We start from the raw sequence: 14,467 nt of genomic DNA on the forward strand, positions 1-14,467 counted from the left end.
GTTCATCTTGATCGACGACAATCCCGACGCGCTCGAGGTCATGGCCCGACGCTTCGCGGGGGTGCGCGGCATCCGCTGGGTCGGCCTCGAGCCGCGCGCGACCGCCCGCCGGCGCCGCGCTTCAGGGCCGCTTGCTTGACGCTCCTACGACCGGCTGCTAGCATTCGAGCTGGAGGCCCCCGCGATGGCAAACCTGATCAAGACCGGCTTCCTCCTGATCGTCCTCACGTGCCTGCTCGTGCTCGTCGGCGGAGCGCTGGGCGGCCAGCAGGGCATGACCATCGCGTTCATTCTGGCGCTCGTCATGAACGTCGGGAGCTACTGGTTCTCCGACAAGATCGTGCTGTCCATGTACGGCGCCCAGCGCCTCGACGAGGCGCAGGCGCCGAACCTCCACGCGATCCTCCGGCGGCTCACCACCCGCGCGGGCCTCCCGATGCCGCCGGTCTATCTCATCCCGAGCGACACGCCGAACGCCTTCGCCACGGGCCGCAACCCGCAGCACGCCGCGGTGGCCGTGACCCAGGGCATCCTCCGCGTCCTGGACGACGAGGAGCTCGAGGGCGTGCTCGCCCACGAGCTCTCGCACGTGAAGAACCGCGACGTCCTCGTCTCGACGATCGCCGCGACGCTCGCGGGCGCCATCACCTACCTCGCGCACATGGCGCAGTGGGCCGCGTTCTGGGGCGGCGGGCGGAGCGACGACGAGGAGGGCGGGGGGAATCCGATCGCGTTGATCCTGATGGCGGTGCTCGCCCCGATCGCCGCGCTGCTCGTGCAGCTCGCGGTCTCGCGCGCGCGCGAGTTCCAGGCCGACGCGACCGGCGCCCGGATCGCCGGCAAGCCGTGGGGCCTCGCGAAGGCGCTCGAGAAGCTCGAGATGGCGAACGCGACGGCGCCGCTCGCGGCCAATCCTTCGACGGCGCACCTCTTCATCGTCAACCCGCTGAGCGGTCAGTCGCTGATGCGCCTCTTCTCGACGCACCCGCCGATCGAGGAGCGCATCGCGCGGCTCCGCGCGATGCGGGCGTAGCGCCCCGCGCGTCCCGGCGAGCCGTTTCCTTGACCGCTCGTCGCCGCTAGGCGAGAATCGAGCGGTTCAGCATGACCGCAGAGCCCGTCGTTCGTGTCACCGGTCTCCGCAAGGCCTTCGGCGCCCATCGAGTGCTCGACGGCGTCACGCTCGACGTGCGCGGCGGTGAGGCGGTGGCGCTCCTCGGCGCGAACGGCGCCGGCAAGACGACGCTCCTGCGGATCCTGGCGACTCTCACGCGCCCCTCGCGCGGCACCGCCACCGTCCTCGGCCACGACTGCGCCGCGGCGCCCGAGCGCGTGCGGCCGCACATCGGCCTGCTCGGGCACGGTGCCTGCGTGTACGAGGACCTCACCGCCCTCGAGAACCTCAGGTTCTGGACCGCGCTCCAGGGCCTCCGGACCGACGGCGCCGCGCTCGCGGGGGCCCTCGCGGCGGTCGAGCTCGAGCGGTTCGCGGGCGAGCGCGTGCGCACGCTCTCGGCGGGCATGAAGCGCCGGCTCGCGATCGCCCGCTTGGTGCTGGCCCGCCCGCGCGTCCTCCTGCTCGACGAGCCCTTCGCGGGGCTCGACCAGCGGGCGAAGAAGTGGCTCGAGGGGTTCCTCGAGGGCCTCAAGGTGGCCGGCGCCGCGATGCTGATGGCCGGCCATAGCTTCGGCCGCGAGCTGGCCGTCGCCGACCGGATCGTCGTCCTCGCCGCGGGCGCGATCGCCCTCGACACGCCGCGCGGCGCGCTCGACGCCGACGAGATCGCGCGCCTCTACCGGCAGCACGCGGAGGAGGGCGCGTGAGCTTCGCCAGGCGCGCGTGGGTGGTCCTCTGGAAGGATCTGCTCGTCGAGCGCCGCTCGAAGGAGACGCTCAACGGGCTCGCCTTCTTCGCGCTCCTGCTGCTCTTCGTGTTCCAGTTCACCCTCGGGGCCGACCGCGAGCGGCTCGCCGCGACGCTCCCCGGCCTCCTCTGGCTGGGCTTCGTCCTCGCCGGGCTCCTCGGGCTCGGGCGCACGTTCGTGCTCGAGCGCGAGAACGATTGCTGGGACGCGCTGCTCCTCGCCCCCGGCGACAAGTCGGCGATCTACGCCGGGAAGCTCGCGGGTAACGTGCTCCTGATGCTTGCCGTCGAGGCGATGCTGCTCGGCCTCTTCACCGTCTTCTTCAACGTGGACCTCACGGCGGCGCTGCCCGCGCTGTCCGTCGTCGTAGCGCTCGGCACGCTCGGGCTCGCCGCCGTCGGCACGCTCTTCGCGGCGATGACCGCGCAGGTGCGCGCGCGCGAGCTGCTCTTCCCCGTGCTGCTGCTGCCCGTCCAGGTGCCCGTCCTGCTCGGCTCGGTCAAGGCCACCGAGGCCATCCTCCTCGGCGAGCCCCTGTCCGCCGTCGCCCACTGGCTCAAGCTCCTCGCCGCGGCCGACGTCGTGTACGTCGTGGCGGGGCTGCTCACGTTCGACTTCCTGCTCGAGTCATGACCACGGCGCTCGGGTGGCTCGCCGCGGCGGGAATCCTCGCGGGTCTCGTGATGGGCTTCGCCGTCGCGCCGCGCGAGGCGACGCAGGGCAACGTGCAGCGCATCATGTACCTGCACGTGCCGAGCGTCTGGGTCGCCTACGTCGCGTTCGCCGTCGTGTTCGCGGCCTCGATCGTATACCTGGCCCGGCGCTCGGCCGCCGCCGACCGCGTCGCGCACGCCTCGGCCGAGCTCGGCGTCCTCTTCACGGGCCTCACGATCGCGACGGGCTCGATCTGGGGCAAGCCGACGTGGGGCACCTGGTGGACGTGGGACGCGCGCCTCACGAGCGTGGCGATCCTGTTCGTGATGTACGTCGGCTATCTCCTGCTCCGCGGCACGCTCGAGGAGCCCGAGCGCGCCGCGCGCTCGGCCGCCGTCCTCGGCATCGTCGCGGCGCTCAACATCCCGCTCGTCCACTTCTCGGTCTACTGGTGGCGCACGCTGCACCAGCCGCCGTCGCTGATGAAGCCCGGCGGGAGCAGCATGCCGCGGGCGATCGTCGCCGCGCTCCTCGTGAACTTCGCGGCGTTCTCGCTCCTCTACCTCTACTTCCTCGCCAGGCGTGTGCGCGTGCTCCGGCTCGAGGCGGAGGCGGCGGCCTGATGCCGGACAACTGGGGCTTCGTCCTCGCCGCCTACGTCCTCGCCGCGGCGGTGCTCCTCGCCTACTGGCGGCGCCTCGTCCGCAAGGAACGGGCGCTTGCCACCCACCGACCGCCGCCCGCCTCGCGGAGCTCGATGGAATGAATCGTGCCATGCCGAACGCAGCCACCACGCACCTTGGCCAGGGCACGCCCCGAGTGCCTCCGGCCTCGCGGATCCCGCTACAATGACCCGGAAGGCGAAATTCGTCGCCGGCGGCGCGGTCATCGCCGCGGCGCTCGGGTACATGATCTACGCCGGCGTGACCCAGTCGGCGGTCTACTTCGTCACGCCGAGCGAGCTCGTCGCGGCGCCCGTCGTCGGCAAGGCCTACCGGCTCGGCGGGATGGTTGAGGCCGGCTCGCTCAGGTGGGAGCCGCGGGCGCTCGACCTCTCCTTCACCCTCGGCGACGGCAAGGCGACGGTGCCCGTGCGCCACAAGGGCACGCCCCCCGACCTGTTCGGCGAGGGCCGCGGCGCCGTCGTCGAGGGAAGCTGGACCGCCGACGGCTACTTCAGGGCGAGCCTCATCCTCGCCAAGCACTCCGAAGAGTACAAGGCGCCTCACGACGGCGACGGGACGAAGTACCAGGAGCTGATGCGGACCCTCAAGGGGGCGGAGCGGTGATCCCCGAGCTCGGCAGCGCGGCGGCGATCGTCGCGCTCGCCCTGGCGCTCTGGGGCGCCGCGGCCGCCGCCGCGGGCGCCGGCACCGGGCGGCCCGCGCTCGTGCTCTCGGCGCAGCACGCGGCGCTCGGCGTCTTCGTCCTCGTGACGGCGTGCTTCGCGCTCCTGAGCTACGCCTTCCTCGCCTTCGACTTCTCGGTGCGCTACGTCGCCATGAACACGAACCTCGGCACGCCGTTCTACTACCGGATCACGGGCGTGTGGGGAGCGCTCGAGGGCTCGATCATCCTGTGGACCTGGCTGCTCGCGCTCTACACGCTCGTCGTGATCCTCCGCCACCGCGAGAGCGCGCGCGAGCTCTATCCCTGGGTCCTCGCGGTGATGCTCTCGGTCATGGCCTTCTTCCTCCTCGTCATCACGGTGGCCGCGCCGCCCTTCGCGCGCCTCACCCCGGCGCCCGCCGACGGCCGCGGCCTCAACCCGCTGCTCGAGGACACGGGCATGATCACCCACCCCGTGGCGCTCTACCTGGGCTTCACGGGCGTGACGGTGCCGTTCGCCTTCGCGCTGGCCGCGCTCATCACCGGACGCGTCGGCGACACGTGGATCACGCTGACCCGGCGCTGGACCATCGTCGCGTGGTACTTCCTCTCGCTCGGGCTCCTCATCGGCGGCTGGTGGAGCTATCACGTCCTCGGCTGGGGCGGGTACTGGGCCTGGGATCCGGTGGAGAACGCCGCCTTCATGCCGTGGCTCACCGCGACCGCGTTCCTGCACTCGGTGATGGTCCAGGAGCGCCGGCGGATGCTGAAGCTCTGGAACCTCGCGCTCGTGATCCTCACGTTCGGGCTCACCCTCTTCGGCACGTTCCTCACGCGCTCGGGCGTGATCGCCTCGGTCCACGCGTTCACCCAGGGCACGATCGGCGCCTTCTTCCTCGGCTTCCTGGCGCTCGTCCTGCTCACCGCGCTCGGCCTCCTCGCGTGGCGCTGGGACGCGCTCGGCGCGCAGGGCGAGCTCGACTCGGTCGTCTCGCGCGAGTCGGCGTTCCTCCTGAACAACGTGCTGCTCGTCGCGGCCGCGTTCACCGTCTTCTTCGGCACCGTGTTTCCGCTCCTCGCCGAGGCGGTACGCGGCGTGAAGGTCTCGGTCGGCGCCCCGTTCTTCAACCAGGTCAACGTGCCGCTCTTCCTCGCGCTCATCTTCCTCATGGGCGTCGGGCCGCTCATCGCCTGGCGGCGCGCCTCGCCCGACAACCTGCGGCGGAACTTCCTCTGGCCCGTCGCGGCGGGCGTCGCGGCGGCCGCGTTCTTCTGGGCGCTCGGCGTACGGTCGGCGCTCGCCGTGCTGACCCTGACGCTCACCGTCTTCGTCGCCGCCACGATCGCCGTGGACTTCTCCCGCGCCACGCGCGCGCGCCTCCGCACGGGCGAGCGGCTCCTGCCGGCGATGGGCGGGCTCCTGCGCCGGCACAACCGCCGGTACGGCGGCTTCGTCGTCCACCTCGGCGTCCTGCTCGTCACGCTGGGCGTGACCGGCTCGCAGGCGTGGTCCGTGCAGACCGAGACGACGCTCCGGCGCGGCGAGCACGCCGAGCTTGCGGGCTACCGCGTGCGCTTCGACGGGCTCAGCGCCAGCGAGGAGTCGAACCACTTCAAGGTGGCGGGCGCGTTCACGGTCTCGAACGGGCGCGTGCTGGGCGTCCTGCGGCCCGCGAAGAAGTTCTACCCCCAGGAGCAGTCGCCGATCGCCGGCGTGGATTACCGTCTCGGGCTCCGCGAGGACGTCTACCTCGTCCTCGGCGATTTCGCGCGGGACGGCTCGCACGCGACGGTGAAGCTCCAGGTCAATCGCCTCGTCAGCTGGATCTGGATCGGCGGCGGCGTGCTCACGCTGGGGGCCGGGCTCGCGATCCTCCCGGAGCGGAAGAAGCCGGCGTGACGCCGCGGCTCCTGCGCTGGCTGATTCCGCTCTCCGCGGTGCCCGTCCTCGCCCTGCTCGCGTACGGCTTCCGCGTGAACCCGCGCGAGGCTCCGTCGCCGCTCGTCGGCCGGCCGGCGGCCGTCTTCGCGCTCCAGACCTTCGAGGGCGCGCCGCTCGCGCTCGAGGCCCAGCGCGGCAAGGTCGTCGTCCTCAACTTCTGGGCGTCGTGGTGCTACCCCGCGTGCTACGAGGAGGCGCCGGTGCTCGAGAGGAACTGGCGCGCCTATCGTGACCGCGGCGTCGTCGTGATCGGCGTGGACATCCAGGACACGCCCGAGGCGGCGCGGAAGTTCGTGCGCGACTTCAGCCTGAGCTTCCCCAACGCCCGCGACACGACCGGCCGGGTCTCGGTCGACTACGGCGTCTACGGCGTGCCGGAGACTTTCTTCATCGACCGGCGCGGCCGGATCCGCGCGAAGCACGTGGGCGGCGTCACCGACGAGACCTTCCGCACGAACGTCGAGACGCTCCTGGCGGAGCCGACGGGATGAGCGCACGGGGAGCGGCGCTCGGGCTCGCGCTCGCCCTCGCCGTCGCCGTCGCCGTCGCCGCCGGCGCGGCGGCGCAGGCGCCGACGCGCCGGGTCACCGAGCAGCAGGTCCACGACGTGGCGGCGCAGCTCCGCTGCGTCGTCTGCCAGACCCTCTCGGTGGCCGACTCGCCCTCGGAGATGGCGAGCCAGATGCGCGCGATCGTCCGCGAGCGCCTCGAGGCGGGCGAGCCACCGGAGCGGGTCGTCCAGTTCTTCGTCGACCGCTACGGCGAGTGGATCCTCCTCGCGCCGCCGCGGCGCGGGTTCACGCTGCTCGTGTGGGCGGCGCCCGTGGTCGCCGTCGCCGCCGGCCTCCTGCTGGCAGCGGTGCTCCTCGCGCGCTGGACGCGCAGGCGGCGGGCGGCGCCGGCGGCGCCCCCCGTCGTGGACCCAGCGATGCGGGAGCGGATCCGCCGCGAGCTCGAGTCCGGGCCGTGACGGCGACGCTCGTCGCGATCGTCGCGATCGGCCTGCCGGCGGTGGCCTTCACGCTCTGGCCGCTCGTCGGCCGGCGCGGGCGGACGCGCGGGCTCCTGCCGCTGCCGCCGGACCGCCGCCAGGAGCTCCTGGAGGAGAAGCGCGCCGCGCTCGCGGCGCTGCGCGAGCTCGGCTTCGAGCACGAGTCGGGGCACATCGGGGACGACGACTACGCCGGGCTGCGCGCGCGGTACGAGAGCGAGGCGGCCCGCGTCCTCACCGAGCTCGACCGTCTCGGGCCCGGCGAGCCGGCCCGGCCTCCCGTTCACGCGGACGGGCCCGCCCGGCGCTCGGCGTGGCGCCGTCCCGCCGCCCTCGGCGCGGCGGGCGTCCTGCTGCTGGCGTTCGGGATCGTGCTCGGCGCGGGCATCGCGCGCCACACCGAGCCCGACCAGGCGGTGAGCGTCGCCATGCCGGGCTCGCGCCCGCTCGCCACGCTCGGACCCGAGCCGAGCCCCGGCCCGGGCGCGCCCGGCGGGGGCGCGGCGCGCGGGCTGACGCCCGAGATGCTGCAGGGCATGCTGAGCGCGGCGCGCCAGAGCCTCTTCGCCGGACGCTACGGGGAGGCGATCGCCGCGTACCAGGCGATCCTCAAGCGCGACCCGAAGAACGTGGACGCGATGACCCACCTCGGGCTGATCGTCGCGATCGGCGGCCACGCGGACACCGCGCTCGAGACGTTCGACAAGGCGCTCGCGATCGATCCGAGCTACCCGCCCGCGCTGCTCTACCGCGGCCAGGTGCTCTACGAGGCCAAGAAGGACACGGCCGGCGCCATCAAGGCGTGGGAGAAGTTCCTCGCGGTCTCCCCGCCCGGCGAGGATCGCGAGCGCGGCGCCAGGCTGATCCAGGACGCCCGAGCCAAGCGCTGACGGGTCGGGGCGGCCCCGAACACCTCGCCCCGCCGCGTCAGCGCCCGGGGGGAACCTCGAAGGCCTTGTCGTACGAGATCGGGATCGAGATGAGCGCGTCGCCCCTGAACACGAGGAAGCGATAGGACCAGCGGATCAGCACGCGCAGGATCCGGTTCTCCTCGATCACGCGCACGTCGCGCTCGTCGAGCGTGACGCCGACGGCGGGCGTCTTCTTGAGGATGTCGTCCCTGACGCGCCCGGAGCGCTCGAACTTGTCGAGCCTCCAGCGCTCCTGCACCGTCTCCTCGACGATGTCCTTGACCTGCATGTACTGATAGGCCGCGATCGCGCCCGAATAGAAGGCGTAGACGAAGGCCAGCGCGACGAAGAGCCAGAAGATGATCTTCATGCGGTCGGCACGTACACCCAGATCTTCGCGGCCGCGCGCAACCCCAGCGTGATCGTCTGGCCGTCGCTCGCGGCCGTGATCGTCTCCGCCGGCAGCGCCACCTCGGTGATCTTGAGCCGGCGGCCCGGACGCACGTCGTGCTTCCAGAGGTGCTCGAGGAGTTTCTTGTCCGCCTCCGCCTCCTCGGTGATCCGTTCGACGACGACCGTCGTCCCCTCGCGCGCCTGGGCGAGCGGGAACGGCTCGACGCGCGTCGGCTTCGCCATGCCCGGGATCGGGTTGCCGTGCGGGCACGTCGACGGCATGCCGAGGAGCTCCGCCAGACGGTCCTCGACGCGCGGGGAGAGCGCGTGCTCGAGCCGGTGCGCCTCCTCGTGGGCATCCGTCCAGTTGAGCCCGAGCGTGTCGGTGAGCCAGCGCTCGAGGAGGCGGTGGCGGCGCGCCATCACCTCGGCGATCTGCCGGCCCTTCGTCGTGAGCGTGAGCTCCTTGCCACGGCCGACGCGGACGTAGCCGGCCCGCGTGAGGCGCTGGACCGATTCGGTCACCGCGGGGGCGGACACGGCCATGTGCTTCGCGAGTCGCGCGCCGATCACGGGCCGGCCGCTCGACGCCAGGTCGTAGATCGCCGCGAGGTAATCCTGGACCGAGGCCGTGGTGCCCGGCGCGCCGCGCTTGCCTCGTACGCTCGACGATGTCCGCATCTCAGACGTCCGACGGGTCCGCGACCCGCCCAGAGTATAGCGTCAGTCCGCGGCCGGGCCGCAAGGATTCGCTCCGCCGGGATGATATTCTGCTCCCGATGACACGGGCCGAGGCGGCGCAGCGGATCGCCGAGCTGCGCGAGCGGATCCACCACCACGACTACCTCTACTACGTCGAGGCGCGTCCGGAGGTCTCCGACGCCGAATACGACCGGCTCATGCGGGAGCTCCGCGAGCTGGAGGCGGCATTCCCCGACCTCGTCACCGACGACAGCCCGACCCAGCGCGTCGCGGGCGTGCCGACGGACGTGTTCAAGCCGGTGGAGCACCAGCTCGCGATGCTCTCGCTCGACAACGCGACCGACCCCGAGGACCTCCGCGAGTTCGAGGCGCGCCTGCAGCGCGCGCTGCCGGGCACGCGCTTCGCGTACGTGTGCGAGCCGAAGATCGACGGGCTCGGCGTCGCGCTGCTCTACGAGCGCGGTCGCTTCGTGCGCGGCGCCACCCGCGGCGACGGGCGCGTCGGCGAGGACGTCACGCCGAACCTCAAGACGATCCGCAGCATCCCGATGGTGCTCCGCGGCGCGCTCGCGGAGGTGGACCGGCTCGAGGTCCGCGGCGAGGTCTTCATGCCACGCGCCGAGTTCGCGAAGCTGAACCGGGCGCTGGAGGAGGCCGGCGAGTCGACCTTCGCGAACCCGCGCAACGCCGCGGCGGGCGCGGTCCGCCAGAAGGACCCCGCGGTCACCGCGCGGCGCCCGCTCGACATCTTCCTCTATCACGTGAGCCGCGCCGACGCGCTGGGCTTCCAGACGTACCGGGACACGCTCGAGGCGATGCGCGCCGCCGGGCTCAAGACGAACCCGCGCGCCGAGCGGCGGGAGACCCTCGACGAGGTGATCGAGTACTGCGCCCGGCTCGAGCGGGACCGCGACGCGCTCGGGTACGACGCCGACGGCGTCGTGGTCAAGGTGGACGCGCTCGACCACCAGCGCCGGCTGGGCTCGACCACACACCACCCGCGCTGGGCGATCGCGTTCAAGTTCGCGGCCCGGCAGGCCACGACGGTGGTCGAGGCGATCGAGGTCGGCGTGGGCAAGACCGGCATCCTGACGCCCGTCGCCAAGCTCCAGCCCGTCGAGCTCGCCGGCGTCGTGATCAGGAACGTCAGCCTCCACAACGAGGACGAGATCCGGAAGAAGGACGTCCGCGTCGGCGACACGGTCCTGATCGAGCGCGCCGGCGACGTGATCCCCTACGTCGTCCAGGTGGTGACCGCCAAGCGCCCCCCGGGCGCCGCGCCGTACGCGTTCCCGACGCGGTGCCCGAAGTGCGGCGGGGTCGCCTTCCGCCCCGAGGGCGAGGCGTACTGGCGCTGCATGAACAGCGCCTGCCCGGCGCAGCTGAAGGAGCGCCTCCGCCACTTCGGCTCCCGCCGGGCGATGGACATCGAGCACCTCGGCGAGCGGGTCGTCGAGCAGCTGGTGGAGAAAGGACTGGTGAGCGACTTCGCCGACCTCTACACTCTCACCGTCGCCGAGGTCAGCGAGCTCGAGCGCCAGGGCGAGAAGTCGGCCGAGAACCTGATCCGGGCGATCGCCGCGTCCCGCGACCAGGGCCTCGCACGGCTCCTGAACGCGCTCGGCATCCGCCTGGTCGGCGAGCGGGTCGCGCAGCTCCTCGCGGCGCGCTTCGGCAGCCTCGAGCGGATCGCGGCGGCGGAGGAGGCGGAGCTCGCCGAGGTCCACGGGATCGGCGAGACGATCGCGGGATCGGTCCGCGCGTTCTTCGAGGACCCGACGAACCGCGAGCTGATCAAGACGCTGAAGGAGCGCGGCGTCGTGACGGACGCGCCCCAGGCGCCGGCAGGACCGAAGCCGCTCGCCGGCAAGACCTTCGTCCTCACCGGCACGCTCGCGGCGCTCAGCCGGGAGGCCGCGCGCGAGCTGATCGAGCAGCGCGGCGGTCAGGTGAAGGGCTCGGTGTCGAAGAAGATCGATTACGTCGTCGTCGGGGAGGTGCCCGGGAACAAGGCCGACGACGCCCGGCGTCTGGGGGTGACGGTGCTCGACGAGCGGCAGTTCCTCGACCTGGTGAGTCGACAATGACCAAACACGACACGGTGACTGGACGGACGGAGCCGGGTCACGCCTGGATCAGGCCACCCACGAAGTGTCGCGGCCCCGCGGTCCCCGCTACAATCATCCTCGCGGCCCTCGCGACGATGGGTTGCTTCGGCCGGACCGTCGACTCGTCGGCGCCGCTCGACATCCGGAGCCCGGGCAAGTGGACCGCGGTCGCGCCGATGCCCACGGCTCGGCAGGAGGTCGCGGCGGCGGCGCTCGGCGGGCGCCTCTTCGTGATCGGCGGCTTCGGCGGGGGTGCGGAGGCGGTCGGGACCGTCGAGGTCTACGACCCCGCCGCCGACCGCTGGGAGGCGCGTGCGCCCCTGCCCGCGCCGACGCATCACGCGGCCGCGGCCGTCCTCGACGGGCGCCTCTTCGTCGCCGGCGGGTACACGGGCCGCGCGAGCTGGACCGCGCTCAGCACCGTCTACGAGTACGACGAGGCGCGTAACTCCTGGTCCACGCGCGCGCCCCTGCGGGCGCCGCGCGGCGGGCTCGCGCTCGTCGCCCTCGCGGGCAGGCTCCACGCGGTCGGCGGGAGCGGCGACAAGGTGACCGGCGCGCACGACATCTACGACCCGGCGACCGACCGCTGGTCGGAGGCGCCGCCGCTGCCGACGCCGCGCGACCACCTCGCGGCGGTGGTGTTCCAGGGACGCCTCTGGGCCATCGGCGGGCGCGAGTCCTTCGTCGGCACGCAGCACGCGGCGGTCGAGATCTACGACCCCGCGACGGGCGGCTGGTCCACCGGCGTCCCGCTCCCCACCAGGCGCGGCGGCCTGGCCGCCGCCGTCGTCGGCGACCGGATCTTCGTCTTCGGCGGCGAGGCGCCGCTCCGCATCTTCAGCGCCAACGAGATGTTCGAGATCGCGGGCAGCCGGTGGATCGGCAAGGACGCGATGCGGACGCCGCGCCACGGCATGGGCGCGGCCACGATCGGCGGCCGGATCTACGTCGCGGGCGGCGCGACGGCGCCCGGCTTCGCGCGGACGGACGTGACCGAGGCGTACGCGCCGTGAGGGCCGCCGCGCTCGCCCTGGCGGCGGCGCTCCTCGCCGCGGCGGGCGCGCCGCCGGGCGCCGACGCCGACACCGCGCGCGAGGAGGCGCTCCGCGCGCTCGCCACGGCGCGCAACGCCGAGGCCCGCCGCCAGGCGGCGCGCTGGCTCGGCGACCACGGGCTCATGGACGACGCGCCCACCCTCGTCACGGCGCTGCGCGACGCGGACCCGCTCGTCCGCGCGCTCGCCGAGAGCGCGCTCTGGCGGGTGTGGAGCCGCTCGGGCGACGAGGCGGTGGACCGGCTCCTGGCGGTCGGCATCGAACAGATGAACGCGCAGCAGGGCGACGCCGCGGTCGAGACCTTCAGCCGCGTCATCGCGCTCAAGCCGGAGTTCGCCGAGGGGTGGAACAAGCGCGCGACGGTCTACTACCTGATGGGCGAGTACGCGAAGTCGCTCGCCGACTGCGACGAGGTGATGAAGCGCAACCCCTACCACTTCGGGGCCCTCTCGGGGTACGGCATGATCTACCTGCAGCTCGAGCGGCCCGAGCGCGCCCTCGAGTACTTCGAGCGCGCCCTCGCCGTCGACCCGAACCTCCCGTCGGTCCGCGAGACCATCGAGATGCTCAAGCAGCTCCTGATCCAGCGTCGAAAGGACACGACCTGATGGACCTGATCGAGTCGCTCCGGAAGATCTCCAGCCCGAGCGTGGCCAACGGGATCGAGACGTTCAACGTCCGGCCGCGGAGCCAGGGGTTCACGTCCTCGGAGCTCCGCGCCCTGTTCCCCGAGCTCGGTCCGCTCGTGGGCTACGCGGTGCCGGCGCTGATCCGTGCCGAGCCCGCGCCGCTGCAGGGTCACCGCGCGTCCACCTTCGCCTGGTGGGACTACGTGCTCTCGATCCCCGCCCCGCGCGTGATCGTGGTCCACGACCTCGACGACCCGCGCGGCCAGGGGGCCCAGTGGGGCGAGGTCCAGGCCAACATCCACCGGGCGCTCGGCTGCGCGGGCGTCGTCACCGACGGCTCAGTGCGCGACCTCGACGAGGTGCGCGGGCTGGGGTTCCAGTTCGCGGCGGCGCACGTGTCGGTCTCGCACGCCTACGTGCACATGGTGGACTTCGGCCTCCCCGTGAAGGTCGGCGGGCTCTGGGTGAAGCCCGGCGACCTCATCCACTGCGACCAGCACGGCGCGGTGACGATCCCCGCGGAGATCGCCGACCGCATCCCCGATGCGGTCCACAAGGTCGAGGCCGACGAGCGCAAGATCATCGGGCTCTGCCAGTCGCCGACGTTCTCCGCCGACGCGCTGAAGGAGCTCTACAAGCAGATCCGCCCCGGGACCTACTAGGAGCCCCGGCGTGCAGCGGGTGAACACCGACGGCGTGGGCCTCGCGGTTCACGAGTGGCCCGGGCGCGGCCCCGCGATCGTCGCGGTCCACGGCCTCACGTCGAACCACACCGTGTGGTACCCGATCGCCGACGCTCTCGATGGCCGCCGGCGGCTGCTCGCGTACGACCTCCGCGGGCGCGGCGACAGCGACAAGCCGGCGAAGGGCTACAGCCTCGCCGAGCACGCCGCCGACCTCCTCGGGCTGCTCGACCACTTCCGCCTGCCCCGCGCGGTCGTCATGGGCCACTCGCTCGGGGCCCACATCGCGGTCCGCTTCGCGTCGCTCCACCCGGACCGCGTCGAGCGGCTGGTCCTCTTCGACGGCGGGCTCGACGTGCGCGCCGAGATCCTGGATTCGCTGGCGCCCGCGATCGGCCGGCTCGGCGTCGAGTTCCCCTCGCTCGACGCATTCCTCGAGATGCTCCGGGGCCTGCCGATGTTCGCGGGCCGCTGGAACGACCACCTCGCCCGCCACTACACCTACGACGTCGAGCCGGGGCCGGGCGGCGGCGTGCGCTCCAAGGTGGCGCGCCACGCGATCGAGGAGGAGGTGGCGAACCTCCAGCGCACGCGCCTCTGGGTCTGGCACCACCGGGTCACGGCCCCCACCCTCCTCTTCCGCGCCCCGGACGGCCTCCTGCGCGCCGACGACTGCCTCATGACCCAGGAGGAGGCGGAGGCGATGGCCCACGCGATCCCGGACTGCCGGCTGGTGGTCGTCCCGGACACGAACCACTACACGGTCGTCCTCGGCGAGAACCCGGTCGTCGGGCGTGAGCTCCGCGCCTTCCTCGGCGGATGAACGTCCGGCACGCGGAAGCGTCCGACCTCGCGGGGCTCATGGCCCTCGCGACGGAGACCCTCGGCCCCGGGCGCGCCGGGCCGCTCGTCCGCTCCCACGCCGAGCGCCATCACCTCCTGGTCGCGGAGGAGGCGGGTGACGTCGTGGGCGTCCTCGGCTACCGCACCGACTGGTTCCAGTGCACGCTGGTGTCGCTGGCGTCCGTGCGCGAAGATCATCGCAAGCGCGGCGTCGCCCGCGCGCTCTACCACGAGGTGGAGGGCATCTCGCCGAGCCCACGGCTCTACTCGTCGACCGAGGAGACGAACTCGGTGGCGATCCAGATGCACACCGCGCTCGGCTTCCATCCGTCCGGGTACATCGACAATCTGCCGCAGGG

At 72.7% G+C, this 14,467-nt stretch carries 18 protein-coding genes; 16 read left to right on the forward strand and 2 right to left on the reverse strand.

Going from position 1 to position 14,467, the window contains the following annotated elements; all coding sequences use genetic code 11:
• Positions 1-184: 184 nt before the first annotated feature.
• The 10 genes from htpX to VKG64_15710 all read left to right on the forward strand — a co-directional run bounded on the left by htpX (position 185) and on the right by VKG64_15710 (position 7,671).
• On the forward strand, positions 185-1,033 hold the full coding sequence (gene htpX, locus VKG64_15665; protein HKB26473.1) for a zinc metalloprotease HtpX: 849 nt from the start codon (positions 185-187) through the stop codon (positions 1,031-1,033).
• 71 nt (positions 1,034-1,104) lie between these two features.
• On the forward strand, positions 1,105-1,824 hold the full coding sequence (ccmA, locus tag VKG64_15670) for a heme ABC exporter ATP-binding protein CcmA (protein ID HKB26474.1): 720 nt from the start codon (positions 1,105-1,107) through the stop codon (positions 1,822-1,824).
• Positions 1,821-2,498: a heme exporter protein CcmB gene (locus VKG64_15675; protein HKB26475.1), complete on the forward strand. Its 678-nt coding sequence runs from the start codon at positions 1,821-1,823 to the stop codon at positions 2,496-2,498. The genes ccmA and VKG64_15675 overlap by 4 nt, the downstream gene beginning before the upstream one ends.
• Positions 2,495-3,142 carry a heme ABC transporter permease CcmC gene (ccmC, locus tag VKG64_15680; protein ID HKB26476.1) on the forward strand — a complete coding sequence of 216 codons (648 nt, stop codon included), beginning with the start codon at positions 2,495-2,497 and terminating at the stop codon, positions 3,140-3,142. The genes VKG64_15675 and ccmC overlap by 4 nt, the downstream gene beginning before the upstream one ends.
• The gene (locus VKG64_15685; protein HKB26477.1) at positions 3,142-3,285 is read left to right on the forward strand and encodes a hypothetical protein; all 144 of its coding nucleotides are present in this window, start codon (positions 3,142-3,144) and stop codon (positions 3,283-3,285) included. The genes ccmC and VKG64_15685 overlap by 1 nt, the downstream gene beginning before the upstream one ends.
• An 82-nt stretch (positions 3,286-3,367) precedes the next feature.
• Positions 3,368-3,808 (forward strand): cytochrome c maturation protein CcmE, encoded by a 441-nt coding sequence (locus VKG64_15690; GenBank protein ID HKB26478.1) that lies wholly within the window; start codon positions 3,368-3,370, stop codon positions 3,806-3,808.
• Positions 3,805-5,748 (forward strand): heme lyase CcmF/NrfE family subunit, encoded by a 1,944-nt coding sequence (locus tag VKG64_15695; protein ID HKB26479.1) that lies wholly within the window; start codon positions 3,805-3,807, stop codon positions 5,746-5,748. Before VKG64_15690 ends, VKG64_15695 begins: the two co-directional genes overlap by 4 nt.
• A gap of 11 nt (positions 5,749-5,759) precedes the next feature.
• Complete coding sequence (locus tag VKG64_15700) at positions 5,760-6,281, forward strand: TlpA disulfide reductase family protein (protein HKB26480.1); 522 nt, start codon at positions 5,760-5,762, stop codon at positions 6,279-6,281.
• Positions 6,278-6,760, forward strand: a complete 483-nt coding sequence (locus VKG64_15705) for a cytochrome c-type biogenesis protein CcmH (GenBank protein HKB26481.1) — start codon at positions 6,278-6,280, stop codon at positions 6,758-6,760. Before VKG64_15700 ends, VKG64_15705 begins: the two co-directional genes overlap by 4 nt.
• The gene (locus VKG64_15710) at positions 6,757-7,671 is read left to right on the forward strand and encodes a tetratricopeptide repeat protein (protein HKB26482.1); all 915 of its coding nucleotides are present in this window, start codon (positions 6,757-6,759) and stop codon (positions 7,669-7,671) included. Before VKG64_15705 ends, VKG64_15710 begins: the two co-directional genes overlap by 4 nt.
• Before the next feature lie 37 nt (positions 7,672-7,708).
• Here the strand turns inward: VKG64_15710 and VKG64_15715 are convergent, their stop codons facing one another.
• Both VKG64_15715 and VKG64_15720 read right to left on the reverse strand, forming a co-directional pair.
• Positions 7,709-8,062: a hypothetical protein gene (locus tag VKG64_15715; GenBank protein ID HKB26483.1), complete on the reverse strand. Its 354-nt coding sequence runs from the start codon at positions 8,060-8,062 to the stop codon at positions 7,709-7,711.
• The gene (locus VKG64_15720; protein HKB26484.1) at positions 8,059-8,766 is read right to left on the reverse strand and encodes a metal-dependent transcriptional regulator; all 708 of its coding nucleotides are present in this window, start codon (positions 8,764-8,766) and stop codon (positions 8,059-8,061) included. The genes VKG64_15715 and VKG64_15720 overlap by 4 nt, the downstream gene beginning before the upstream one ends.
• 98 nt (positions 8,767-8,864) lie before the next feature.
• Here VKG64_15720 and ligA point away from each other — a divergent pair, with 98 nt between their 5' ends.
• The 6 genes from ligA to VKG64_15750 all read left to right on the forward strand — a co-directional run.
• Positions 8,865-10,874, forward strand: coding sequence for an NAD-dependent DNA ligase LigA (gene ligA, locus VKG64_15725; GenBank protein HKB26485.1), 2,010 nt, complete (start codon positions 8,865-8,867; stop codon positions 10,872-10,874).
• 116 nt (positions 10,875-10,990) lie between these two features.
• A complete protein-coding gene (locus tag VKG64_15730) occupies positions 10,991-11,911 on the forward strand; it encodes a galactose oxidase (protein HKB26486.1) in 921 nt (306 codons plus the stop codon).
• Positions 11,908-12,561, forward strand: a complete 654-nt coding sequence (locus tag VKG64_15735; protein ID HKB26487.1) for a tetratricopeptide repeat protein — start codon at positions 11,908-11,910, stop codon at positions 12,559-12,561. The genes VKG64_15730 and VKG64_15735 overlap by 4 nt, the downstream gene beginning before the upstream one ends.
• Positions 12,561-13,244 carry an RraA family protein gene (locus VKG64_15740; protein HKB26488.1) on the forward strand — a complete coding sequence of 228 codons (684 nt, stop codon included), beginning with the start codon at positions 12,561-12,563 and terminating at the stop codon, positions 13,242-13,244. The genes VKG64_15735 and VKG64_15740 overlap by 1 nt, the downstream gene beginning before the upstream one ends.
• A gap of 10 nt (positions 13,245-13,254) precedes the next feature.
• Entirely contained in the window at positions 13,255-14,088 is an 834-nt protein-coding gene (locus VKG64_15745) for an alpha/beta hydrolase (protein HKB26489.1), read from the forward strand.
• On the forward strand, positions 14,085-14,467 hold a 383-nt coding region (locus VKG64_15750), incomplete at its 3' end, for a GNAT family N-acetyltransferase (GenBank protein ID HKB26490.1). The genes VKG64_15745 and VKG64_15750, both read left to right, overlap by 4 nt.

Source organism: Candidatus Methylomirabilota bacterium (genome assembly GCA_035260325.1).
Taxonomy (GTDB): domain Bacteria; phylum Methylomirabilota; class Methylomirabilia; order Rokubacteriales; family CSP1-6; genus AR19.